General features: G+C 57.4%; 17 protein-coding genes. 6 read left to right on the top strand and 11 right to left on the bottom strand.

Features of this window, described 5'->3' with window-relative positions; translation table 11 throughout:
• Positions 1 to 49 precede the first annotated feature (49 nt).
• The 5 genes from NQF86_RS04830 to NQF86_RS04810 all read right to left on the bottom strand — a co-directional run bounded on the left by NQF86_RS04830 (position 50) and on the right by NQF86_RS04810 (position 5,822).
• A complete protein-coding gene (locus NQF86_RS04830; RefSeq protein WP_266116511.1) occupies positions 50 to 1,450 on the bottom strand; it encodes a sugar porter family MFS transporter in 1,401 nt (466 codons plus the stop codon).
• A 174-nt stretch (positions 1,451 to 1,624) separates the two neighbouring features.
• Complete coding sequence (locus NQF86_RS04825) at positions 1,625 to 2,200, bottom strand: transcriptional repressor (RefSeq protein ID WP_266116510.1); 576 nt, start codon at positions 2,198 to 2,200, stop codon at positions 1,625 to 1,627.
• A gap of 2 nt (positions 2,201 to 2,202) precedes the next feature.
• Complete coding sequence (gene rapZ, locus NQF86_RS04820) at positions 2,203 to 3,135, bottom strand: RNase adapter RapZ (protein ID WP_266116509.1); 933 nt, start codon at positions 3,133 to 3,135, stop codon at positions 2,203 to 2,205.
• A 120-nt stretch (positions 3,136 to 3,255) separates the two neighbouring features.
• Positions 3,256 to 4,989 carry a sensor histidine kinase gene (locus NQF86_RS04815; protein WP_266116508.1) on the bottom strand — a complete coding sequence of 578 codons (1,734 nt, stop codon included), beginning with the start codon at positions 4,987 to 4,989 and terminating at the stop codon, positions 3,256 to 3,258.
• A 56-nt stretch (positions 4,990 to 5,045) separates the two neighbouring features.
• Positions 5,046 to 5,822 (bottom strand): response regulator transcription factor, encoded by a 777-nt coding sequence (locus NQF86_RS04810; RefSeq protein WP_266116507.1) that lies wholly within the window; start codon positions 5,820 to 5,822, stop codon positions 5,046 to 5,048.
• A 401-nt stretch (positions 5,823 to 6,223) separates the two neighbouring features.
• Here NQF86_RS04810 and NQF86_RS04805 point away from each other — a divergent pair, with 401 nt between their 5' ends.
• The 4 genes from NQF86_RS04805 (at position 6,224) to infC (ending at position 10,601) form a co-directional block, all read left to right on the top strand.
• Entirely contained in the window at positions 6,224 to 6,853 is a 630-nt protein-coding gene (locus tag NQF86_RS04805; protein ID WP_266116506.1) for a nucleotide exchange factor GrpE, read from the top strand.
• 28 nt (positions 6,854 to 6,881) lie between these two features.
• The gene (locus NQF86_RS04800) at positions 6,882 to 7,832 is read left to right on the top strand and encodes a glycosyltransferase family 9 protein (RefSeq protein ID WP_266116505.1); all 951 of its coding nucleotides are present in this window, start codon (positions 6,882 to 6,884) and stop codon (positions 7,830 to 7,832) included.
• A 140-nt stretch (positions 7,833 to 7,972) separates the two neighbouring features.
• Complete coding sequence (thrS, locus tag NQF86_RS04795) at positions 7,973 to 9,919, top strand: threonine--tRNA ligase (RefSeq protein WP_266116504.1); 1,947 nt, start codon at positions 7,973 to 7,975, stop codon at positions 9,917 to 9,919.
• Between the two features lie 121 nt (positions 9,920 to 10,040).
• Entirely contained in the window at positions 10,041 to 10,601 is a 561-nt protein-coding gene (gene infC / locus NQF86_RS04790) for a translation initiation factor IF-3 (protein ID WP_266116503.1), read from the top strand.
• A gap of 113 nt (positions 10,602 to 10,714) precedes the next feature.
• On the opposite strand, the gene metF is transcribed toward infC, so the two are convergent.
• Both metF and NQF86_RS04780 read right to left on the bottom strand, forming a co-directional pair.
• Positions 10,715 to 11,593 (bottom strand): methylenetetrahydrofolate reductase [NAD(P)H], encoded by an 879-nt coding sequence (gene metF / locus NQF86_RS04785; protein WP_266116502.1) that lies wholly within the window; start codon positions 11,591 to 11,593, stop codon positions 10,715 to 10,717.
• 27 nt (positions 11,594 to 11,620) lie between these two features.
• Entirely contained in the window at positions 11,621 to 12,589 is a 969-nt protein-coding gene (locus NQF86_RS04780; protein ID WP_266116501.1) for an ArsR/SmtB family transcription factor, read from the bottom strand.
• Positions 12,590 to 12,846: 257 nt separating this feature from the next.
• Here NQF86_RS04780 and metE point away from each other — a divergent pair, with 257 nt between their 5' ends.
• Positions 12,847 to 15,174: a 5-methyltetrahydropteroyltriglutamate--homocysteine S-methyltransferase gene (metE, locus tag NQF86_RS04775; protein WP_266116500.1), complete on the top strand. Its 2,328-nt coding sequence runs from the start codon at positions 12,847 to 12,849 to the stop codon at positions 15,172 to 15,174.
• 164 nt (positions 15,175 to 15,338) lie between these two features.
• Here metE and NQF86_RS04770 read toward each other — a convergent pair whose 3' ends face one another.
• Both NQF86_RS04770 and NQF86_RS04765 read right to left on the bottom strand, forming a co-directional pair.
• Positions 15,339 to 15,845: an MliC family protein gene (locus NQF86_RS04770; RefSeq protein ID WP_266116499.1), complete on the bottom strand. Its 507-nt coding sequence runs from the start codon at positions 15,843 to 15,845 to the stop codon at positions 15,339 to 15,341.
• Positions 15,835 to 16,365 carry a hypothetical protein gene (locus NQF86_RS04765; protein ID WP_266116498.1) on the bottom strand — a complete coding sequence of 177 codons (531 nt, stop codon included), beginning with the start codon at positions 16,363 to 16,365 and terminating at the stop codon, positions 15,835 to 15,837. The genes NQF86_RS04770 and NQF86_RS04765 overlap by 11 nt, the downstream gene beginning before the upstream one ends.
• A 156-nt stretch (positions 16,366 to 16,521) precedes the next feature.
• Between NQF86_RS04765 and NQF86_RS04760 the strand changes: the two genes are divergently transcribed.
• Positions 16,522 to 19,263, top strand: coding sequence for a M16 family metallopeptidase (locus NQF86_RS04760; RefSeq protein ID WP_407652876.1), 2,742 nt, complete (start codon positions 16,522 to 16,524; stop codon positions 19,261 to 19,263).
• Between the two features lie 83 nt (positions 19,264 to 19,346).
• On the opposite strand, the gene NQF86_RS04755 is transcribed toward NQF86_RS04760, so the two are convergent.
• Together NQF86_RS04755 and NQF86_RS04750 are read right to left on the bottom strand one after the other, a co-directional pair.
• Positions 19,347 to 20,378 carry a CgeB family protein gene (locus tag NQF86_RS04755; RefSeq protein ID WP_407652869.1) on the bottom strand — a complete coding sequence of 344 codons (1,032 nt, stop codon included), beginning with the start codon at positions 20,376 to 20,378 and terminating at the stop codon, positions 19,347 to 19,349.
• A 34-nt stretch (positions 20,379 to 20,412) separates the two neighbouring features.
• Positions 20,413 to 23,349 carry a glycosyltransferase gene (locus NQF86_RS04750; protein WP_266116496.1) on the bottom strand — a complete coding sequence of 979 codons (2,937 nt, stop codon included), beginning with the start codon at positions 23,347 to 23,349 and terminating at the stop codon, positions 20,413 to 20,415.

Below are 23,349 nucleotides of genomic sequence, written 5' to 3'. Positions count from 1 at the left end.
ACAACCTGCCGCTCCCGCCCGTTGGCAAATGAACAGAGTTTATCTTCAGTTAACGGCCAAGGTCACGCAGTCTTACACCACTCATGAGGCGTTTCTCAATATCCTCCAGAGAAACGTCCTTGGTTTCCGGAACAAAGAGATAGAGTAACACGACACCAAGAGCATTGAAGATGGCAAACAGCCAGAAAGTATTTGGCCCGCCAATCAGCTCCAGAACACTCAGGAAGGTTGTCCCAATCAGAAGATTACTCAGCATATTCGTGCCGGTGGAAATGGAAATCCCAAGACTGCGCCCGGCACCCGGCTGAATCTCCGAGCAGATGACCCACATGAGCGGACCAGCAGACATGGCAAACCCACCCACAAAGATGATGATCATAGCCAGAGCCAGCAGCTGTAGCGGCAGTGTCGTGGTTCCAGACCAGAGCAGGAATGCCAGAATGGCCATACTCGCTGCCATGCTGACATAACCAGCATACAGGATAGGCTTACGGCCCCAGCGGTCGGAATAGCCAACAGCAACGAACGTCATCAGCACGTTGACAAGCCCGATCAGTGCGGTGCACCACATCTGCGCTTCCAGACTGAAATGGGCCGTCTCCAGAATCCGTGGAGCATAGTACATGATGATGTTAATGCCAGCGAACTGCTGCATGATCTGCAGAAGCATCCCCAGCCCTACAGAACGGCGATAATTATGGTTGGTCCGGAGCAGCTTCCATCCTTCCTCCTTCGTCTGAAGCTGTTCGCCAATCGCCTTCAGCTCCTGACGGGCCTGTGAAGGCGCATCACGCAGACGGGTCATGGTCTCCAGCGCTTCATCCTCACGCCCCTTAATCATCAGCCAGCGGGGGCTCTGAGGCAGGAACAGGAAGATCAGCAGGAAGACGACAGCCGGCACAGCCTCCACGACCAGCATGGAGCGCCATGAACCAGAGACGGCAAACCAGCTATTGGAGAAAAAGGCCAGAAAAATGCCAATCGTCTTGAGCAGCTGATAGAGCGACACCATCGCCCCACGCTGTTCTGTCCGGGCCACCTCGGAAAGATAGAGCGGCGTGGAGAAATCGGACAGCCCCATACCAAAACCGACCAGCACACGGCATACGATCATCATGGCGATGGACTGCGATGCCGCACAGCCTGCAGCACCGATAGAGAATGCTGCCGCAGCAACCGTCAGGGTATATTTACGCCCCAGATGCTGGGTCAGCTGTCCCCCTGTCAGGGCACCGATTGTCGCACCGACAAGCATCCCCCCGACAATCCATTCCAGCGCCACCGTGGACGCATGAAACTGGAGACCAAACGGGCGCAGCACACCAGAAATGACACCGATATCCATCCCGCACATCAGCCCCGCAAGGGAGGCCAGAATACAGACGAGCAGTACCCGCCTTCTCGCTGCAGGATCGACAGCGGGACGAGGGGACTCAGTTGTCCTGTTCATAACATCGACCTTTTTATTGGCAGGGAGACTCCCTGAATAAGATCGTTCATTATCACAAAAAACGACCCGACCTACAGGTTACATTTTCACGTCAGATCACAGTTCCGGGAAAGAACAAAAACCCTAGCTAAACTGCGCCCTGTAGAATGGAAAAGACCTGCCACACTGGCATGGTCATTTTTCTGCCGGGCACAATTTTTGGCTACTGGAACAGCGGGCACAGAGTCCTTCAATTTCCACAGTGGCGGCTTCGGCCCGAAATCCTTGCCCTCGTGCGGACTGCAACAGCACGGCGGCCACAACATCCTGTTCCAGCTCCTGCACCTGCCCACAATGCCGACAAATGAGAAACTGCGCTCTATGCACGCCCCATGCCTTATGAGACGTACAGCATTCCCCACAATCCAGCCGATGGTGACACCCCACAAAAGCACTGAGCCGCTCGATACGGTGGATCAGCCCCTGCTCCAAAAGAAAATCCAGCGCCCGATAGACTGTCGGCGGCACGGCCCTCGGCTGATAGGTCCGCAAAAGGGAAAGAATGTCATAAGCCCCCAGAGGCCGCTCCTCTGAAAGAACAAGCCCCAGAACCAAGCGCCGTACCGCTGTCAGCCTCTGCCCACGATGCTGGCACCAATGGGCTGCGTCTTCCAGACGAGTCAAAACCTCACGGCTGAACTCCGGCCCACTGGCTGCTTCCGGCCTGTCCTTATCCACCGTCTTTACCCGACTGGCTACCTTGCTCCTCATGCTTATGACGCCTCATCAGGCGGTATGGCCCAGCGGCAAGCAGCAAGCCCCTTACGGGCCAGCTCCCGATGAAGCACCATGATCGGAGCACGCAGGCTGATGATCTCAGGATTCCCTGCAAGGTCCCGTGCCAGTGCCTCCACAACGGTCACCGACCTATGCCGCCCCCCGCTGCACCCCACGGCAATCGTGACGTATTTTTTTCCCTCCTGAGCAAAGCGGGGCAGAACCATCTGCACCAGCCCCAGAACATGCCCATAGAACCCTCCAAAAAACGGATCAGCCGTAACGTAATCCGCCACATCGGCATCCAGACCCGTATGAGGGCGAAGGGCTTCATCATAGTGAGGATTACGGAGGAAACGGGCATCAAAGACAATGTCTGCCTCTCGGGGAAGGCCATCCGGGTAAGCAAACGACATCAGTGCCACGGACAGCATGGTCCCAGCACCGGCACTGAAGCGGGCCTCAATCATCTGGCGTAGATCAGGCAGGGGCAGGTCGCTGGTATCAATCACAAGGTCAGCCACCGCCCGCAGCGAGGCCAGCATCTCAGCCTCCTGTTCCAATGCGGGACGAAGGACACCACCCTCTCCCGCCAGAGGATGCCGCCGCCTTGTAGCCGTGAAGCGGCGCAGCAGAACATCATAATCCGCTGTGGCAAAGAGGAGCTGCGCCGAACAGTCCGGTTCTCTCCGGGCACGGGTCAGAAAATCTACAATACGACCGGAATCAAACCCCCGGCTGCGAACATCCACACCAATGGCAAGACGGCGGCCGGACTGAGGTATCAGCGCATCGAACAGATCAAGCGGCGGATTATCCACGACTTCATAGTCAAGGTCTTCCAGCATCCGCAGGATAGAGGCTTTGCCAGCACCCGAAAGTCCTGTCACCAGCACAATGTTCCGCAAAGACTGATCCTTCGCCTTCATGCCCCTGCTCCCGTCTCCCTGCGCCACGCTGGCACGACTTCATGATGGCGGCAGCATAACACAGTCTCCAATCCGCAAGAAACCGCCCACCTTCGAGGCATTTTTCCAGCGGGCGGGACCTCAGCAGGGCATGAAACGGGGCAAACGGATGACAAAACGAGCCCCACATATCCGCTTTTCACCAGTCTGTGGGTCAAACTCCTCCCGGTTCTCGGCATGCAGGGTGCCTTCAAAAGCCGTAATGATCTGACGGCTTATGGCCAGCCCTAAACCAGAATGCTGCCCAAAATGCTCCCCTGCCGGGCGCTCTGAGTAAAACCGATCAAAAATACTATCCAGCCGGGCCGGAGGGACACCCGGCCCTTCATCTTCCACGGCGATCTCAATCGCCGGACCACCGGGCATGATTGTCCCATCTTCCTGCAACTGCGGCGGACCCTGTATAGGACGAACCTTCAACCCGATTGTTCCCCCGGCTGGCGAGAAAGACGTGGCATTGCCAATCAAATTATGCAGCACCTGTACCAGACGATCCCGCACCACAAACACGCACAGAGCGTCATCCCCCTCTGGTGTAGAGAGCACCAGATCCACGGTTCGCTCCTGACGGGTCGCCTCATTAACCTCCACGAACAGCCCCAGCAGAGCAATCACATCCACGGCTTCCCGCTCGCCCCGCTGGAGTTCCCCTTCCACCCGGCTGGCAAGGGAAATATCGGCAATCAGCCGTTCAAGCCGCTTGACATCTCCCCCCAGAATACAGAGCAGCCTGTCCCGTGCCTGACTATCCGTAATGCGTGGCAGAGTATCCAATGCCGACCGGATCGAAGAAAGCGGGTTCTTCAGCTCATGACTGACCTCGGCGGCAAACCGCTCCACATCATCCATCCGAGCCCATAGAGCCAGAGCACTCTCCCGCAAGGTCCGGGCCAGTTCACCAATCTCATCCCGCCGACTCAGAAGGGAATAAGGCAGGCCATCCACCCGTCCCTTTCCCGGCTCCCGCATTTCTCTGGAGCGCTCAACGAGCCGCCGCAAAGGGCGGGCCAGTGTCAGGGCAAAATACCATGAAAGCAGCACGGCTGCCCCCATCCCCAACAGCAGCATAATGATGATAACCCACCGTACCTTGATAATGGCACGGTCAATATCGGCATTATACCGGGTCAACTGAAGCACACCGAGCGTCTTCCCCTTTACGACCACGGGCTCCACAACGGTCATGACCAGCTCATGCTCAGCTGTTAAGCGTATATAGGGAGGAAGCTCATCCTGTGGGCTCATATGGACGTCTTCATCCGTCTCATGCCCAAAATCCTGCGATATGGTCGAGTTATCAAGCGGTACGAGCCCTTCTCTCGTCCGCAGGGGAATCATGGCCAGCACCCAACCATAAACACGATCTGCCACATTGATATTTGGCTGCCAGCGGGCCCCCCCTACCTCGAAGTCCCCCTTACGGCTTTCTGTCAACACGGACCCGTTAGGCGCATAGAGTCTGACCTGCGCATTACGGCTAAACCGGATCATATCCTCTAGAAGGACATGTGCCTGCGCCGTATCAAGGCTGATTCTCTCCTTGCCCGGCTCCACACGCTGCGCCTGCTGAAGAACGGACGCATAAATACGAGCCTGTTCCCGCAAGGCTTCCACACTCTCGGCCAGAAGCGTGTTCCGCACGGCATTGATGGAAAGCAGCATCCCCCCCATGAAAAGCAGCGGAAGGAAATTGACCATCATCAGGCGGCTTGTCAGGGGAGAAACCCAGTTCCGCAGTCTCAGGGTACGCAGACGCCGCAACGGACATAAAAAAGGCTGTTGCGACCCGTCATACCCGCCGACTGTCATACCCATGCTCCTTCACTTGACCACCCGTAAAAAACGCCATGTCCAGTCAGACACCCCACAGCTCATTCACGGTACCGATACCCAACGCCATAGAGCGTCTCGATATGGTTGAAGCAGTCATCCACCCGGCGGAACTTCTTGCGGACCCGCTTGATGTGACTGTCAATCGTCCGGTCATCCACATAGATGCTGTCCCCGTAGGCAGCATCGATAAGCTGGTCACGGGACTTCACCAGTCCCGGACGCACCACCAGTGCCTTGACGAGCAGAAACTCCGTGACCGTCAGCGCCACTTCCTGATTATTCCAGAGACACTGATGCCGGGCTTCATCCAGCGCCAGAGCGCCCCGAACAAGAATGCTGCTACTCGCCCCAGCTTCCCCCGTGATCTCCGCCTGACTCACCTCATGACGCCGCAGCAAAGCCCGAATCCGCTCCACCAGAAGCCGGACAGAAAATGGCTTGGTGATATAATCGTCCGCCCCCAGACGCAGCCCCATGAGCTGATCCATCTCCTCATCCTTGGAGGTCAGAAAAATGACAGGAAGACTGCTGGAGCGCATACGCAACCGGCGCAGAAGCTCCATCCCGTCCATACGGGGCATCTTGACGTCCAGCACAGCCAGAGACGTGGACCGGGACAGAATGCCCTGCAAGGCACTTTCCCCATCCGTATAGGCATGAACCGTAAAACCCTCGGCCTCCAACGTCATCTGAACGGACGTCAGAATATTGCGGTCATCATCCACCAGGGCAATAACGGGAACCTGATGTGCTTTCGAGCCGTATTTCTCTTCCGTGTGAGCGGAACCCACGGGAGGGAAAGGGGTCTTCTTCATGCAAACTCCTGTCTCTTGTAAGGCTGCGGGACAAGCAGAACCATTAACGTAAAGTTAATGGTATTTTACGACAAATATTAACAGAAATATGACTACCAACTTCCGCCACTATTCTGACAACATCATACATTGATTTTATAAATATCCGCTAGCCCATTATGTAAAATATCGATCTTTACAGTTTTACTCACCATTAACTTGCAATCTTTCCAGAGTGCGCTGCCCCCTTGTTTTTATGACATGCAGCACTATCTCCTATGGGCTATGTAAAGGGCAGGTCTCCTGCCGTGGTGCCGTACGCCCGCAAGGGCAGTGCCCCGGCCCCGTGAGGACCAGCCCAAGGAGGCGATTCCCCGCCATGACGGGCCGCCTCCCCCGTATGACGAGAACAGGGTCACGACATGACAGACAAGACGTCTCATACCGAAACGCCACAGACCAACGCTCCACAGGATGAGGCCCAGCCGCACGAGGCCGCCACACAGGCCGCTCATCATGAAACTGAAGAAGGCCACACCGAGGCAGGCAGCGCTGAGGAGCGCATCGCTGCCCTTGAAGAAAAACTGGCCGAGATGGAAGACCGCTGGAAGCGTTCTGAAGCGGATAATCAGAACCTCCGTTCACGCCACAAGCGGGAAATTGAAGACACACGCCATTACGCCGTTCAGAAATTCGCCCGTGATGTGGTGGAGGCTGCCGAGAATCTCCGCCGTGGTCTCTCCGCCCTCCCGGAACATAAGGACGGCGAAGACGCCCTGATTACCCGCCTGCGTGAAGGCTTTGAGGGCACGGAACGCTCCTTCCTCTCCATTCTGGAGCGCCACGGCATCACCAAGCTGGACCCCACGCATGAGCCGTTCGATGCCAACCTGCATCAGGCCATGCAGGAGCAGGAAGTCGATCATCTTCCGCCCAACCATGTCGTGCAGGCATGGACCCCCACATGGATGCTGAAAGACCGCCTGCTGAAACCGGCCATGGTGATCGTCTCCAACGCCTCCTCCACAGGTCAGGCCCCTAAGAAGGACTGATCTTCTGGATCACAGGCTCCCCAGACCCATGCCACAGAAGATTCTCATCATCCGTCATGGCGCTCTGGGGGACCTGTTTCAGGCGTTTGGAGCCTTCGCCTCCATCCGCCACGCTTTCCCCGATGCTCACATTACCCTTCTGACGGCCAGCCCCTATCACGCTCTGGCGTCCTGCTGCCCGTGGTTTGATACCATCGCCACGGATGACCGTCCTCCCATCACGAATCTGAAACACTGGCTAGGAATCCGCCGCCTTCTGCGGGAAATGGACATGGTGTTCGACCTCCAGAACTCTGGTCGGACAGCCCGCTACTTCCATCTTGCCCGCCCCGGCACACTCTGGTCCGGCCAGAACAGACGGGCCAGCCTGCCCCATCGCAACCCGCAGGCCCGGCAGATGCACACACTCATGCGGCAGGTTGACCAGCTCCGTGCCGCCGGTGTCCCCTCACTCCCCCGCACCATTCCCGACTTTCTGAAGGACAGGGGACCAGAACTGCCCGGCCCCTATATCGTGCTTGTCCCCGGTGCGGCCCCTCATCGCCCTGCCAAACGCTGGCCTGCGCGTCATTTTGCAGCACTTGCCCAAGCCATCAGTACATGGGGCTACCAGCCCGTCATCATCGGCAGTGCTGCAGACCGCCCATTAGCGGACACCATCCGCTCTCAGGCGCCTCAGGTTCTGGACATGACAGGCCAGACAGACCTTCCCTCTCTGGCCGGGCTACTCTATCGGGCAGCGCTCTGCATTGGCAATGATACCGGCCCGCTTCATATGGCCGCCACGATGGACTGTCCCACCCTGACGCTCTTTTCCGCCGATAGTGATCCCAGACGCTGCGCCCCTCGCAGCATCACCCCCGGAAAAAGCCAGATACTGGACTGCCCAGACCTCTCCTCCCTCTCGCCCGACCGTGTCATCAGGCTCATCCAGTATGGGGGACTGCTTGCAGAACACCCTGAAAACAAGAGAAAATGACTCTCCACGCTCCAGCCTGTAATTAGGGCTTGCAGAGAAGCGCCATAACGGGCCATTTTTGCCATACTTATTTCTGCCGTCCGTTCCATATGCACAGGAAACACGGCATCCTTTTCGATCAATGACCAAGGAGTTCCTCCATGCCCGCCATTACCCTACCCGATGGAAGCATTCGTACCTTCGATGGGGCAGTGACCGGGACAACGATCGCCGAGGCCATCGGGCCGGGTCTTGCCCGTGCCGCCATGGCCATGGAAGTAAACGGCAAGGCCGTTGACCTCAGCTTTACGATCGATAAGGACAGCGCCGTCCGCTTTATCACCCGCAAAGATGACGATGCGCTGGAGATGATCCGTCACGATGCCGCCCATGTCATGGCCGAGGCCGTGCAGGAACTCTGGCCGGGCACACAGGTCACCATCGGGCCGAGCATCAAGGACGGTTTCTATTACGACTTCTTCCGGGACAAACCCTTCACACCGGCTGACTTCGAAGCCATTGAAGCCAAGATGGCCGAGATCATCACACGGGGTGATGCCTTCACCCGTGAGGTCTGGGACCGTGACGAAGCCATTGCCTTCTTCGAGGAACGTGGTGAAAAGTTCAAAGCCGAACTGATCCGGGACCTGCCGGAGAGTGAAGATATCTCCATCTATCGTCAGGGTGAATGGCTGGACCTCTGCCGTGGGCCGCATCTCCGCAGCACGGCAGACGTGGGCAATGCCTTCAAGCTGATGCGTGTCGCCGGTGCTTACTGGCGTGGCGACCACCGCAACCCCATGCTGACCCGCATCTACGGCACGGCATGGCGGGACAAAAAAGAGCTGAAAGCCTACCTCCTGCGACTGGAAGAAGCCGAAAAGCGGGACCATCGCCGCATTGGCCGGGATATGGACCTGTTCCATATTCAGGAAGAAGCAGTCGGTCAGATTTTCTGGCATCAGAAGGGCTGGCGTCTCTACACGGCGGTGCAGGACTATATGCGCCGTGCCCAGAACCGGAATGACTATCAGGAAGTCCGCACGCCGCAGCTCGTGGACCGGACCCTCTGGGAGGCCTCCGGCCACTGGGACAAGTACCGGGAACATATGTTCATCGCTACAGTGGAGGATGAGGACAAGACCCTCGCCCTCAAGCCGATGAACTGCCCCTGCCATGTGCAGATTTTCCGTCATGGTCTGCGTTCCTACCGTGAGCTGCCGCTGCGTATGGCTGAATTCGGGGCCTGCCATCGGTATGAACCATCTGGTTCCCTGCATGGCATCATGCGGGTGCGTGGCTTCACGCAGGATGATGCCCACATCTTCTGCACGGATGACCAGATCGCCGAGGAAACGGCCCGTTTCGTCACCATGCTGGGCGAGGTCTATAAAGATTTCGGCTTTAAAAGCTTCCGTGTGAAGTTCTCCGACCGCCCCGAAACCCGTGCCGGGTCTGACGAGGTGTGGGACCGGGCAGAAGGGGCTCTCAAGCGGGCCTGCGAGATGGTCGGCGTGGAGTATGAACTGAATCCCGGTGAAGGCGCCTTCTATGGTCCGAAGCTGGAATTTGTCCTGACGGACGCTATCGGACGTGACTGGCAGTGCGGTACGCTTCAAGTGGATTATGTCCTGCCAGAACGGCTTGATGCTTCCTATATCGGGGAAGACAGCGCCCGCCACCGCCCTGTCATGCTGCACCGGGCCATTCTGGGCAGCTTCGAGCGGTTCCTCGGTATTCTGATCGAACAATATGCAGGTAAATTCCCACTCTGGCTGGCACCGACACAGGTGGTTGTAGCCAGTATCGTCACCGATGCTGCTGATTATGCCCTTGAGGTCACCGAGCGCCTGCGCAAGGCCGGTCTCCATGCCGAAGCCGACACCCGCAACGAGAAGATCAATGCTAAGGTACGTGAGCACAGTCTGGCCCGTGTGCCAGTCATGCTCGTAGTCGGTCGCCGTGAGGCAGAAGAAGGCACCGTAAGCGTCCGCCGCCTCGGTGAGCAGGCCCAGAACGTGATGAATGCCGATGAAATCATCACAAGCCTGACCAAGGAAGCAACACCGCCCGACATCCTGCGAGCCATGTCCGAGAAAACTGCCTGATCTGCACCCTTTCTGCCCCCTTGCACCACATCGGTGCGGGGGGTATGAATCTAAACAGGTAGTTTGAGTCCCGCCGCTCTTTCATCACTATAATGTGGTGGGGCCGTAGTATCGACAGGAGATGACCATAGCTAGACCGCCGTTTCACGCCGCCCCGAACCGCGATGGGCCGCGTGTCAATGAAGAGATCCGGGTGCCACAGGTACGTGTTATTGATGCCGAAGGCGAGATGATCGGCATCATGCCAACGCGTGAAGCACTCTCCCGTGCGTTTTCCGAGGGGCTGGACCTTCTGGAAATCAGCCCGACGGCGGAGCCTCCGGTTGCGAAGATCCTCGATTACGGCAAGTTCAAATATGAACAGCAGAAAAAGCGTAACGAAGCTCGCAAAAAGCAAAAGGTCATTGAAATCAAGGAAGTGAAGGTGCGCCCCGGTACGGGTGAGCATGACTTCCAGACCAAGGCCAAGGCTGTGCGCTCCTTTCTGGAGGATGGCGACAAGGTCAAGGTTTCCCTGCGCTTCAAGGGTCGTGAAGTGGCCCATCAGGACCTCGGTGCCAAGATGATGCATCGTATCCGCGAATCCGTGGACGACATCGCCAAGGCAGAACAGATGCCCCGTCTGGAAAACCGTCAGATGATCATGATTCTGGCTCCCAGCAAACAGCGGGACACCAAGTAATTTTCTGGCCGTCTTTCAGGAGACGGTTTGAAATATACTTTATGAAAAAACCCCGGCCTGATAATTGGTCGGGGTTTTTTTCATAACAACTGCATCATATCTGCATGAGATATTCAGGCGGCATTCTCTACCAGAGCATGAGACCGCTCCCGCCCCAGAAGCGTGCAGAGGGTTGATGTCGGCGCACTCTGATTGAGTGTGTAAAAGTGGAAATGATCCACACCTTCTGCCTTCAGGCGCTGGCAGATGCGGTCTGTCACCACGGCACTCAGGCGGGAGCGGATCGGGGCCAGTTCATCCACACCGTCAAACAGGGATTTCAGCTCCTCCGGCACGGAAGCACCACACATTTTAGCAAAGCGCCATGCCTGTGAGGCCCGCCCGATCGGCAGAATTCCCGGTACGATCGGCTTCGTAATACCTGCCTTCACGGCACGGTCCCGAAAACGCAGGAAGTTTTCCGGATCGAAAAAGAACTGCGTGATGGCCCGGTCTGCCCCGGCATCAAACTTCTCTTTCAGATGATCAATGTCAGATTGAGCTGATTCGGCCTCAGGATGCGTTTCCGGGTAAGCCGCCACGGAAATCTCAAAGGGAGCAATCTTTTTCAGCCCCGCAACGAGATCCGCCGCATAAGAATATCCTTCCGGATGCGGCACATAAGGGGTAGCTGGTGCTCCCTTGGCCACTGGCGCATCCCCCCGCAGTGCCACAATATGCTTCACCCCAATGTCCCAATAGGCTCTGGCAACATCATCCACCTCTCCACGAGAGGCATTCACGCAGGTGAGATGCCCCGCCAGCGGTGTAGATACCCGATCCGACATCTGCCGTAAGGTCTCAAGAGTGCGGTCCCGTGAAGACCCACCAGCCCCATAGGTGACGGACATGAAGCGAGGCTCATAGGCCGTAAGCCGCTGAGCAACCCGCAGGAGAGAGGCGGCTTTTTCGTCCGTCTTCGCCGGGAAAAATTCAAATGAGACCTCAGGCATGATGCCAGTTCCTTATTACATACGGTTTTACGTAACCCTTGATTGCTGATCCAACGGCAAGCGGCCCATCCAGAGCTTTACCGTCAATTCTCCATCGAGAGAGACAGGGGGGTCTGCTTCCAACCCTGCCGCCTCAAACCATTGCTGCATGCGTTCATCACTGAAGCCGAGATACATGTGGGCATCCCGTGTGCGGAGCTCCTCACGGTCATGCAGGGCGAAATCCACCACCAGCAGGCGTCCGCCCGGGCTGAGAATCCGGGCCGATTCGGCAATCACGGCAGCCGGGTGCTGCGCATAACGCAGCGCCTGATGCAGGATGGTCAGATCAGCTGAGCCAGCGGCCAATGGCAGGGCGTAAAAATTACCCTGCCGCAGCTTGATCTCCTCTCCATCTGCCGTCCGATTCTCCTCCAGCTTGACCCGTGCCAGCCTCAACATGGAGGGGCTGCGGTCAAACCCGATGGCACTTTCACATTTCGGAGCCAGAAGCTCGAGCATACGCCCGGTTCCTGTCCCGATATCCACAACACGGCCAAGCGGTCCTTCACCCACCAGCTTCATGATGGCCGATTCGACTGATTGTTCAGACACATGCAGGGAGCGAATCGCATCCCATTCTGCAGCATGAACTTCAAACCAGTCCTCAGCCTCACCCATGCGGACATTCCGCACAGCCTGAAGGCGCTGCCGGTCCGCCCGGCCCATCTCGTCATCATCATCCTCGTGATAACGCCGCCAATGGTCCAGCGCTGCAAAGATGGGCTCCAGATCATTCTCGTCCCCAAGGGCGAGAAAAACCCAGCTTCCTTCCTTGCGGCGCTCCACCAGTTCGGCCTCAGCCAGCACCTTTACATGCCGGGAGACACGCGGCTGGCTCTGGCCCAGAACCTGAGCCAGTTCACCGACTGACAACTCCATTTCACGCAACAAGCGCAAAATTCTCAAACGTGTTGGCTCTGCAAGAGCCTGAAAAATTATAAGAGCACGATCCATGCGCAATATATATAATGACTTCATTATATATGCAATATGTGTTGACACATTTAAAAAGCCCTGCCACTTCTTGTCCCCGAGGAGCAATCCCGGCTCGCTTCATCATCACACCATGAGGGCAGGCAGGGACGCTTTTCCTGATCTTATTCGGTGGGGCACAGACTGCCCGCCCGTTTGCCTTTCTCCCCCGGCGAATCTTCCGCAGGGTGGTGGAAGGCAAATGGACCGGCCCCCACCCAACGCCAGGAGGCATTGTCATGACCGTACGCGTCGCAACACTGGGCTTTCCCCGTATTGGTGGCCATCGTGAGTTAAAGAAGGCTCTGGAAAGCTTCTGGGCTGGTAACAGCAGCGAAGCCGAGCTGCTCCAGACTGCCGCTACCCTCCGTAAGGAGAACTGGACCCGCCAGAAGGAACAGGGAGCGGATATCATCCCTTCCAACGACTTCTCCCTCTATGACCATGTGCTGGATACCAGTGCACTGGTCGGGGCCGTGCCGGAGATTTATGGCCACAAGGGTGGCAAGGTGGACCTCACCACCTATTTCGCTATTGCCCGTGGCCGTCAGGTTGCCGGTGGTAAGGTGGCCGAGGGTCATGCAGACTGTTCCTGCCATCACCATGACGCCACCGATGTTCCCGCTGCGGAAATGACGAAGTGGTTCGACACGAACTATCACTACCTCGTGCCGGAATTTAAAGCCGGGCAGAGCTTCAGCCTCTCCTCCACCAAGATCATTGACGAATATAAGGAAGCCAAGGCTCAGGGTATTGAAACACGCCCTGTCCTGCTGGGGCCGGTAAGCTTCCTGCTGCTGGGTAAGGCTCACGGCAAGGCTTTCAACAAGCTGGACCTGCTGCCTTCCCTGCTCTCCGTCTATACGGAAGTGCTGCGTGAGCTGCGTCAGGCTGGTGCTGAATGGGTTCAGATTGACGAGCCGACTCTGGTGCTGGACCTTGATGACGCTGCCCGCAAGGCCTTTGCCCTTGCCTATCAGAGCCTCACAAGCGCCGTTCCGGACATCAAGCTGCTGCTGACGACCTATTTCGGTGGTCTGGGTGACAATCTTGATACAGCCCTGTCTCTACCGGTCCATGGTCTGCATGTTGACCTCGTCCGTGCACCGCACCAGCTGGAAGACGTTGTCGCCAAGGCCCGTCCGGACCTGCTGCTCTCCCTCGGTGTGATTGATGGCCGTAACATCTGGAAGGCTGATCTTTCCAAGATTCTGAAGCACATTGCTCCGATTGCCGCCAAGCGTGACATCATCGTGGCACCGTCCTGCTCCCTGCTGCACACACCGATCGATCTGGAGCGTGAAACGCAGCTGGATGCCGAGGTGAAGAACTGGCTGGCCTTCGCCGTACAGAAGATTGCGGAACTTGCCACCATCGCCAAGGCCCTCAATGAAGGCCATGACAGCGTGAAGGCTATTCTGGCAGCTTCCGATGCTGCTGCCGAAAGCCGCCGCACGTCCACACGCATCCATAATCAGGATGTGAAGAAGCGTGCCGCCCAGAAGGATGCCAAGCTGACACAGCGTCAGTCCGCTTTCCCTGTCCGCCAGAAGGCGCAGGAAGAAGCCCTGAAGCTACCGCTCTTCCCCACCACGACCATCGGCTCCTTCCCGCAGACGAAGGAAGTGCGTCAGGCCCGTGCCCGCCATGCCAAGAAGGAACTCTCCACACAGGATTATGTGGCCTTCCTTCAGAAGGAAACGGAATCCGCCATCAAGTGGCAGGAGGAAGTTGGTCTGGACGTGCTCGTGCATGGTGAGTTCGAGCGTAACGACATGGTGCAGTATTTTGGTGAGAAGCTTTCAGGCTTCGTCTTCACCAAACATGCATGGGTGCAGTCCTACGGCTCCCGCTATGTCCGTCCGCCCATCATCTTTGGTGATGTCTCCCGCCCGGCAGCCATGACGCTCGACTGGTGGCAGTATGCTCAGTCCTGCTCCAAGAAGCCGGTCAAGGGGATGCTGACAGGCCCGGTCACGATCCTGAACTGGTCCTTCGTCCGTGACGATCAGCCACGCTCCGAGACCTGCCGTCAGATCGCCTTCGCCATCCGTGACGAGGTGCAGGACCTTGAGAAGGCTGGCTGCCCCGTCATCCAGATTGACGAAGCCGCCCTGCGTGAGGGTCTCCCCCTGCGCCGCAAAGACTGGCAGCATTATCTGGACTGGGCTGTGGAAAGCTTCCGTGTCACGGCCAGCGGTGTGCAGGACAAGACACAGATCCACACCCATATGTGCTATTCCGAGTTCAACGACATCATTCAGGCCATCGCCGACATGGATGCTGACGTGATCTCCATCGAGACGGCACGATCCAAGATGGAACTGCTGGAAGCCTTCACCGACCACAAATACCCTGCCGAGATCGGCCCGGGCGTGTATGACATTCACTCCCCCCGTGTCCCGTCTGTCGAGGAAATGGTCGAGCTGCTGCGTGCGGCAGAAACGAAGGTTCCCCGCCGCCAACTTTGGGTGAACCCGGATTGCGGCCTGAAAACCCGTAACTGGAAAGAAGTCCGCCCGGCCGTCATCAACATGGTCAAGGCCGCTCAGGTCCTGCGTGGCTGAGAGCTGAGAGCTGAAAGAGATGGAACCCGGCTTCGTTACCTAGCACGATCCATCCAATGAAGCCGGGTTCCGAGGGGGCGATTTAGAACAGTCTCCCCCACATGAAAAGGGCTCCCTCAGCAGGGAGCCCTTTTCTGTAAGAACACTTTCTATGAACGATCAGATCAGTGGTCGACTGTTTTCCCAACAGCAGGCACAACATGACAGGTAAAGGACACACCTCCCTTATCCTCCCGTGCAAACGTGACCTGATCGCCCTTGGCCCACCAGCTATAGCGGTCCCCCACATATTTGGCCCCGTCACCCGCCACGACATTGGCGAAGACCATAACCCGTCCATCCACAGGCAGGACAGCCAGAGCCATGATGTCCGCACTCAGATAGGTGACCGTGAAACGGCCCGCAGGCAGAGATGTCCGTAAAGAGCGAACATCATCACCGGCCTTTTTCTCATCAAGGCTGCATGTGTAATCAACATCCTGCCGCCCCACGACTTCATCAGCAGGTAGGGGAATCAGCAGATGGTTGTCCGTCTTATGGACCGCAGTCGCCTTCCCTTTAGCCGATGATGACGAAACAGCCGCATCAGCCTGTGTCGTCTGCCCCGCAAGGCCGACCATCAGCGCCAGCCCACACAGGGCCAGCCTGTTCCTGATTCCCTCAAATGCCATCAGATACGGCTCCCCTCAGTTCAGCACGCCGTTTCTCGGCCCTGCGTTCGGCACCCGGCGGGCGGGGCTGACAGGCCATGAAATAAAGCCCTATCTCAAAAGCCAACTGCGACAGCAGGCCCAGCCTGTTCCACAACCATGCCGACTGCGGCGCAGGAGTAACGCAAACCGATATGACCTCATAAACAAGAAAGGCCAGACAGATCAGCCTCAGGCTACGCATGAGCGGGCGGAGCGGATTGAGCGTATTAGGCCGCACCAATGGTCGAAACCGCTGGAACCCAATGAACAGGACAATGCTGCACAGAAGCACAAGCACAGACTGCACGCTCTCACTGATGGAAGCTCCATACATGACCAGCGGCGCCAGAATACAGGCGACCTGAAGCACCACAGACCCAAGCTCAAAATTAATGCCTATGCTCCAGGCAGACAGGCTCTCCGGCATACTATCCGCCACGGGCTGAAACAGCCTATCCAGAATGAAATCATCCAGTGCCTGAAGGAATCCCTCTGCCATTCTGCTCCCTCTTTCCTGTGCCACACTCTATCAGCCTGATCTGCAATGAGGGGGATTATACCAGAAGACCCCCCTTGACGATATGCAGCCCGCACACCGAAAACGGGAACAGGACGTTTTCCCCTTCCTCCTTCGCTGAAAGGATGCATGGTCTCCATGGCTCTGCCCGCTTCCCTGTTCCGCCCGGCCCTGCTTGCGGCCTCCTTCCTGACCACCAGCCTCACAGCCCTTCCGGCGCTGGCTGATACCCCGCCCCAGTCCACGCCAGAGCAGCAGGCTGCCGCCCCCTCCAGCCCCGCCACACCCAATGATGAAGAAGGCGTCACTCGTGCCACGCTGAAAAACGGCCTGCGGGTCATCATCGTACAGAACCGTCTGGCACCCGTTGTGCAGACCATGATGAATTATGAAGTCGGGTCTGTTGATGCCCCGAAAGGGTTCCCCGGTACAGCCCATGCTCTTGAACATATGATGTTCAATGGCTCACACTCCCTGAGCCGGGACCAGCTGGCAGCTCTCAGCGCACGGCTTGGCAATAATGACAATGCCGATACCACAGCGGACGTCACACAATATTACTTCACGGCTCCTGCCAGCGATCTGGACATACTCCTCCATATCGAAGCGGGCCGTATGGAAGGACTGTCTCTCAGCAAGGATGAATGGGCCCATGAACGTGGTGCCATCGAGCAGGAAGTCTCCCGGGACCTCTCCAGCCCCATCTATCGCTATCTCTCACAGGTTCGGGGACTACTCTATAAAGGCACACCTTACGAAGCCGATGCTCTGGGCAGCCGCCCTTCCTTTGATGCCACAACGGTGGAACAACTGCGAAAGTTCTACGATAGCTGGTACGCCCCCAATAATGCCGTACTCATCATCACCGGGGATGTGGACCCGACCAAAACACTCCAGCAGGTTGAAAACGCCTTTGGGGCCCTGCCTGCCCGTCCCCTGCCAACCCGCCCGGATGTCACACCCAAGCCAGTCGCCCGTCAGGAACTCTCTCTGACGACAGACCTCCCGGCTGGGTTGGTCACACTGGCATGGCAGATGCCCGGCCAGCGTGATCCCCGCTTTGCCGCAGCCACCCTGCTCGCTGATGTCCTCTCCAGCCAGCGAGCTGACCTTTTTGGGCTCGTCCCTCAAGGTAAGGCGCTGGAAACCGGCTTCATGTACGACCCGGAAGCACAGGGAGGCATCGCCACTGCCTACGCCGTCTTCCCACAGGGGAGCGACCCGGCCCCGGTTCGAATCAAGATGGCTGCCATTCTGGAAAATTACAGAGCCACCGGCCTGCCTGAAGACCTCATCGAAGCTGCCAGACGGCGCGAAATCGCCTCGTTGGAGTTCAACGCCAACAGCATCAGCGGGCAGGCAGAAAGCTGGTCTCAGGCCGTGGCCATCCAGCATCTTCAGAATCCCCGTGACATGATCCGTGCCTTCCAGAAGGTCACCAAGGCGGATATTGATGCGCTGGCGCAGGAATGGCTTGATCCCAACCACGCCATCAGCGCAACGTTGACGCCCAGCAACTCCGGCAAGCCGCTGGCTGATAAAGGATTCGGCGGGGCAGAATCTTTCACCAATCCACCGAAGGATCACGTCACCCTTCCCGACTGGGCTGAAAAGGCCCTCGCCCGGCTGAGCCTGCCCCCGGCTTCTCCCCAGCCTTACGCCACAACCCTGCCAAACGGGCTACGGCTGATCGTCCAGCCTGAACATGTGAGCCATACGATTGAGCTCTATGGTTCCATCCGCCAGAATCCGGCGCTGGAACAGCCACAAGGCAAGGAAGGTGTCGCCTCCCTGACAGACAGGCTATTCCTCTATGGCAGTGTGCAACATGACCGGCTGGCTCTGGCCCGTGCTCTGGATGACATTTCTGCCGAGGAAGAAGCAGGCAGCAGCTTCAGCCTAAGCACCCTGACGGACTCATTCGATACGGGTCTGTCCTTGCTTGCCGAGCATGAACTGCACCCCGCCTTCCCCGAGCAGGCCTTTCTCATCACGAGGGAGCAAGAAGCCCGCAGCCAGCAGGGCACGTTGCAGTCACCCGCCTATCATTATGGTCGGGCCATCAAGAAAGCGCTTGTCCCGCAGAAAGACCCCACCTTACGAGAAGCCACGCCAGATAGCATCCGGGCCCTGCGTCTTTCTGATGTCCGCTCCTATTACAGAATGGCCTATCGGCCAGACCTGACCACCATCGTCATCATTGGCGACATCACACCAGAAAAGGCCATTCAGAAGATCACCGCCGCCTTCGGGGGCTGGAAAGCTAACGGCACAGCGCCGCAGGTGGACCTGCCGCCCGTTCCCCCCAGCCGTGCCAGCAAGAGCGTTGTGGCAGACCCCGGTCGTTCTCAGGACAAGGTGACCCTGACTGAAACGCTGGAGCTGACCATCACAAACCCGGACCGGCATGCCCTTGCCGTAGGGAACACAATTCTGGGTGATGGTTTCTCCTCCCGCCTGATGCAGGACCTCCGTGTCCGTACCGGCTATGTCTATGGTGTGGGCAGCAGCCTGAATTACAGCCGGACACGCAGCAGCTTCTCCATCACCTTTGGGGCAGACCCGGCCAAGGTACCGGCAGCGCAGGCACTGGCCATGAAGGACCTGAACAGCCTACGGACAAAACCCGTCCCAGCCGAAACTCTGGACCTCGCCAAGGCCAGCCTGCTCCGCAGTTTCCCCATGAACCGGGCCAGCTTTGACTCCCTCGCTGGCCTCTGGCTCTCCCTCATTGATCTGGACCTGCCGCTGGACAGCCCGGACAAGGCCGCCAAAGCCGTTTATGAGATGAGCGCTACAGATGTGCAGAAAGCCTTTGCCAAATGGATCCGTCCAGCAGACATGGCACGCATCATCATGGGACCTGCACCGGCCAAATAACCTCACCGGATCACGACGCCATATACAACAAAGGGCACCCTCATCAGGTGCCCTTTTTCATACCGGCTTAGCTCTGCCTGAAATCAGAGCAGCTTTTCTTCCATAAGACGCTCAACGGCCTGAAGGATACGGTTCCCGTAGAGATGCTCCCTCATGGTCCGTTCCTGCGCCTTCTTGGCCATCTCATAACGCAGAGTGTCGTTGCTGAGATAGGTATTCACGACACGCTCAAAGTCATCACGATTCGAGAAGACCGGGATTTCATCGGCATCATAATAACGGCGCAGCTCGTAGGTTTCCTCATGGAACACCTGAAACGCCCCGGCAGCGGCAGCTTCAAAGGTCCGTGGCCCCGGCGTGGAAGGGGAAATCATGAAGCGCTTGTTCTCGAAATGCAGGGAACGCCCCAGATTCAGGACAAGACGGGACCGGCTATACAGCTCGATGAGCTGCTGCTTCTCAATCCGTGCATCAGAGAAGCCAATCCCCATCTCACCCCAGCCCGGACCGATGATGCGGATATTCAACTGCTGAAGAACAGGCATGAGGTTGCGGACCACTTCCTTACGGGAGCTGAACGCCACACCACAGAAAAGAACATCAATGGTCTTTTCTGCATTCCTGTCGATCGGCACATAATGCAGCTTCGGGCAGGCACCCAGCGGCAGGTGGAAAACCCTGTCTCTCTGGTAGAAATTATGGCCCCAGCGATCGCAGGAGAAGATCACATCAAAATCATTGCTGATCTGATAATGAGCATCCTGCTCGTAGGGGTCTTCCGTAGCCCAGAAAGTCGTAACGGCACCAATCTCACGGGCTGCACGTGAAATCTCGCCATAATAGGTACTCTCTGGCAGGTAGGACCCCATGGCAAAAACCAGTGCAGGCCGCAATATCTTCACAGCAGATGCCGCTGCCGTGACATGAACGGAAATCACGTTGCCTTTGCCAAAACAGTCTTCAAGCCCTTCCATGATGGTGGCCCGCACCTGAGCATTGGCATGGCTCTCATACCGGCCGCCACTGCAAAGCAGCACCGTGTGCTTCTTTTTGGCAATGTTGCTGTCTGTTGTCTGGCCATCCATCTCTATGGTCTGCCCTTCAGCTGCACTCATTTTTTCCTCACCCCCTACAACTCTCCTCACCCTGTCAGTTCAGGGAGGCGGTTACAATCTGCTTCACTCTATGCCGGAACTGCTCCAGGTCAGTATCATGACGAACAGCCTCCAGGGCGGACTGACGAAGATGCTGCCAGAGCACTTCATCATCATACAGCCGCTCCACGGCAGCGGCAAAGCCTGCCGGATCATTCCCCGGTGCACTGAGCAGAGTCTCCTCCGCCTGCCAGCCCACTTCTTCCCGCAGCAGCTCCGTCACAACCATGGGCAGCCCCCGTGCAGCGGCCTCATGAACCTTGAAAGGCAACCCGCCAGCAAAACGTGTCGGTGCTACAAACACCCTGTACCGATCAAAGAGTGCAGAAAGATCTTCCACAGCCCCCAGAATCTCGACACGAGGATGACGCCCCAGAGGAGTCATATCCACTGAAGGATGAACATAGCCAGCAATATGCAGGCAGACGTCATCAGGCAGGGCCTTCAGCAGAGGCATGACCTCCTCCACAAACCACATCATGCTGTCATAATTAGGGGACGCCTCGCCATGAAACGCCCCAAGGAACAGAATATCCCGGCGCTCCCCATAAGGCCGTGGCGTTGGGACAAGTTCCATGCCATGGCCCAGCACCATCACATTCGGGTACCCGGCCCGGCGGATCAGCCCCGCATCATGCTCCGTCACGGCCACAATCTGTCGGCAATAATGGGCACTCTGCAATTCATCTGCCAGAAGCCTGTCCAGCTCCTTCTCTCGCTCAGCCAGGGTCAGCACTTTGGCAGCCGTACCATCTGCCATCAGGCCCGTGACGTCCTGCTGAAGCAGTGCTCTGGGGGCCGCCACCACTTCCGTATCCAGCACCGATCCGCAATGCAGCAGGAACCGACTGGCCTCATTGAGCAGAGGCAGGAGGCGGGCCATGTTATGGGTCCGCCCTACCCAAAGCAGATCATAATAGCCCGCCCGCTCCTCCAGAAATGCCGGAAGTGTTGACATATCCTGATCGAAAGCCAGTTCCACTTCTTCCGGGAAATCCCGATAGAGCAGGAAAGATGGTGTCCGTTCCCGCATGACGGGGAAAACTGTCACGTGATAATCCAGCGCTACCAGCGCCCGGACGATATCATTAGAGCGCACATAGCCGGACCCCAGACCTCGCAAGGGAATTCGGTCCTCGATCAAAAGAACACGCTGGCGCTCTGGCCGCCGCCGCTCCCGCCCCAACAAAGCATTGCGAATATGCTGAGGCTGCTGATGCCGCAGAAACTCCTGATGCTGCTGGGCAAACACCTTCCAATGCCGTTGGATTAACTGGTGAGAACCACTCTGCCCGGAACTGCCGAACTCCAAATGCTCCACCATGGCTAGCGGCTCATAGACAATACGGGCCCCGATCTTCTGAAGACGAACACACAAGTCCGTATCTTCAAAATAGGCTGGCCAGTAGCGTGTATCATACCCGCCCAGCCGCCGGAGCAGGCCGGTCTTCACCAATAGGAATGCCGCAGAGCCATAATCAACATCCCGGCTGAAGCTGGCTTCCGGAATATTGGGATCATCCTGCCGCCGGTAGCCATAAGTTGCTCCGTCCCGCCAGATGATTGATCCTGCTTCCTGAAGATACAGGTTAGTCCGCACCAGCCGTGCCGCCACGGCCCCGGTCGTCTCGAGGCGATACAGGCGCTTCAGAGCATGATGCAGAGCATCAGGATAAAGCCGGACATCATTATTCAGGTACAGGACCGCCGGGGCCGTCACATGATGCAGCGCCTCGTTACACCCCAGAAGATACCCGATATTGGTTCTATGGCGCAGGATAATGGCGCCTTCTACGAGTTCTTCTAAACCGGCTGTTTCATCACGAGACCCTGAATCGACCAAAATCAATTCAATCGCCCCATCATAACCAGCCCGCAGAGACGCCAGTGCCTGAAGAGTCAGATCAATCTGGTCATGCACAACCATGATGACACTGACCTCCGCCATGCCACGCACACGAAAGTCCAGTTTCTGCCGGGCAAGGACAGGAAGATACAGGGTCGCATCCTCCCGAAAAAGCTGACGGGTCTGCTCCTCATCCAGCGGCGGCTCCTCCACAGCGACCGGAACAGCCTGCCCGTTCTTTTCTGCCACGAAACGGGCAAAGGGGCTGTCAAAGACACCCCCCTCACAATCCGACCAGACAAGCGGACTCTGCCTATAACGGGCTAAGTCAACTCCTTCCGCTGGAGAGCGCCCCTCACTGGCACCAAAGAGCACAAAATGATCATAGCCATTCCGCAGGCCATCACCTCCCAGAGAGGGCAGAATATCCGGGGATGTCCTGCGGTAATAATCCTCGTCAAACCAGGGAGACGGACTGAATGCCTCAGGGGTAGGATTCGTCAGATAATGATGCAGGGCATTCCCATATTCACCAGCTTCAATCGCCTCCCGAACCTGGGGATAGGTCTCCAGGTACCAACCAGCATCAAAATACCACGATATGGGTGCTGCATCTGCAATATGGGCCGGCAGCGCAAGCCACGATGCCAGAAGCCCCTCCGGACCGAACCAGACATCATATTTCTGCGCCATCTGGCGCATCAGGCGCAGGTCACAGAACGGCCCTGCCTGAAACCCATGTGCCTCCCCATAGGACAGGTAATGGTCGTACCCATTACAAAACCCACGCCCCGCTAGATGCTGATCTGTCAGCTCCAGATAACGCTGGCGGTACGCTGTCTCATCAAATAACCAGTGTGGCGAAAGATGCGTGTGGCCTTCCATGCAGTAATGTTCAAAGCCCGATGCCCAGCGCCGTTCCAGAAGACCCCGCCGGACCTCTGGGTAGCGCTGACGATACCAGACCTCGTCAAAATACCGATTCGGTGAATGCCCCCGATGGCAGCCTATTTCCTCATAAAACAGGCGCACATCCACATAGCCGTGTTGCTGCATGAGCTCCCTGACATCAGGATAGCGCAGCAA

Source organism: Bombella pluederhausensis (assembly GCF_026385525.1).
Taxonomy (GTDB): Bacteria; Pseudomonadota; Alphaproteobacteria; order Acetobacterales; family Acetobacteraceae; genus Bombella; species Bombella pluederhausensis.
This window is presented reverse-complemented; position numbering and strand designations above follow the sequence as displayed.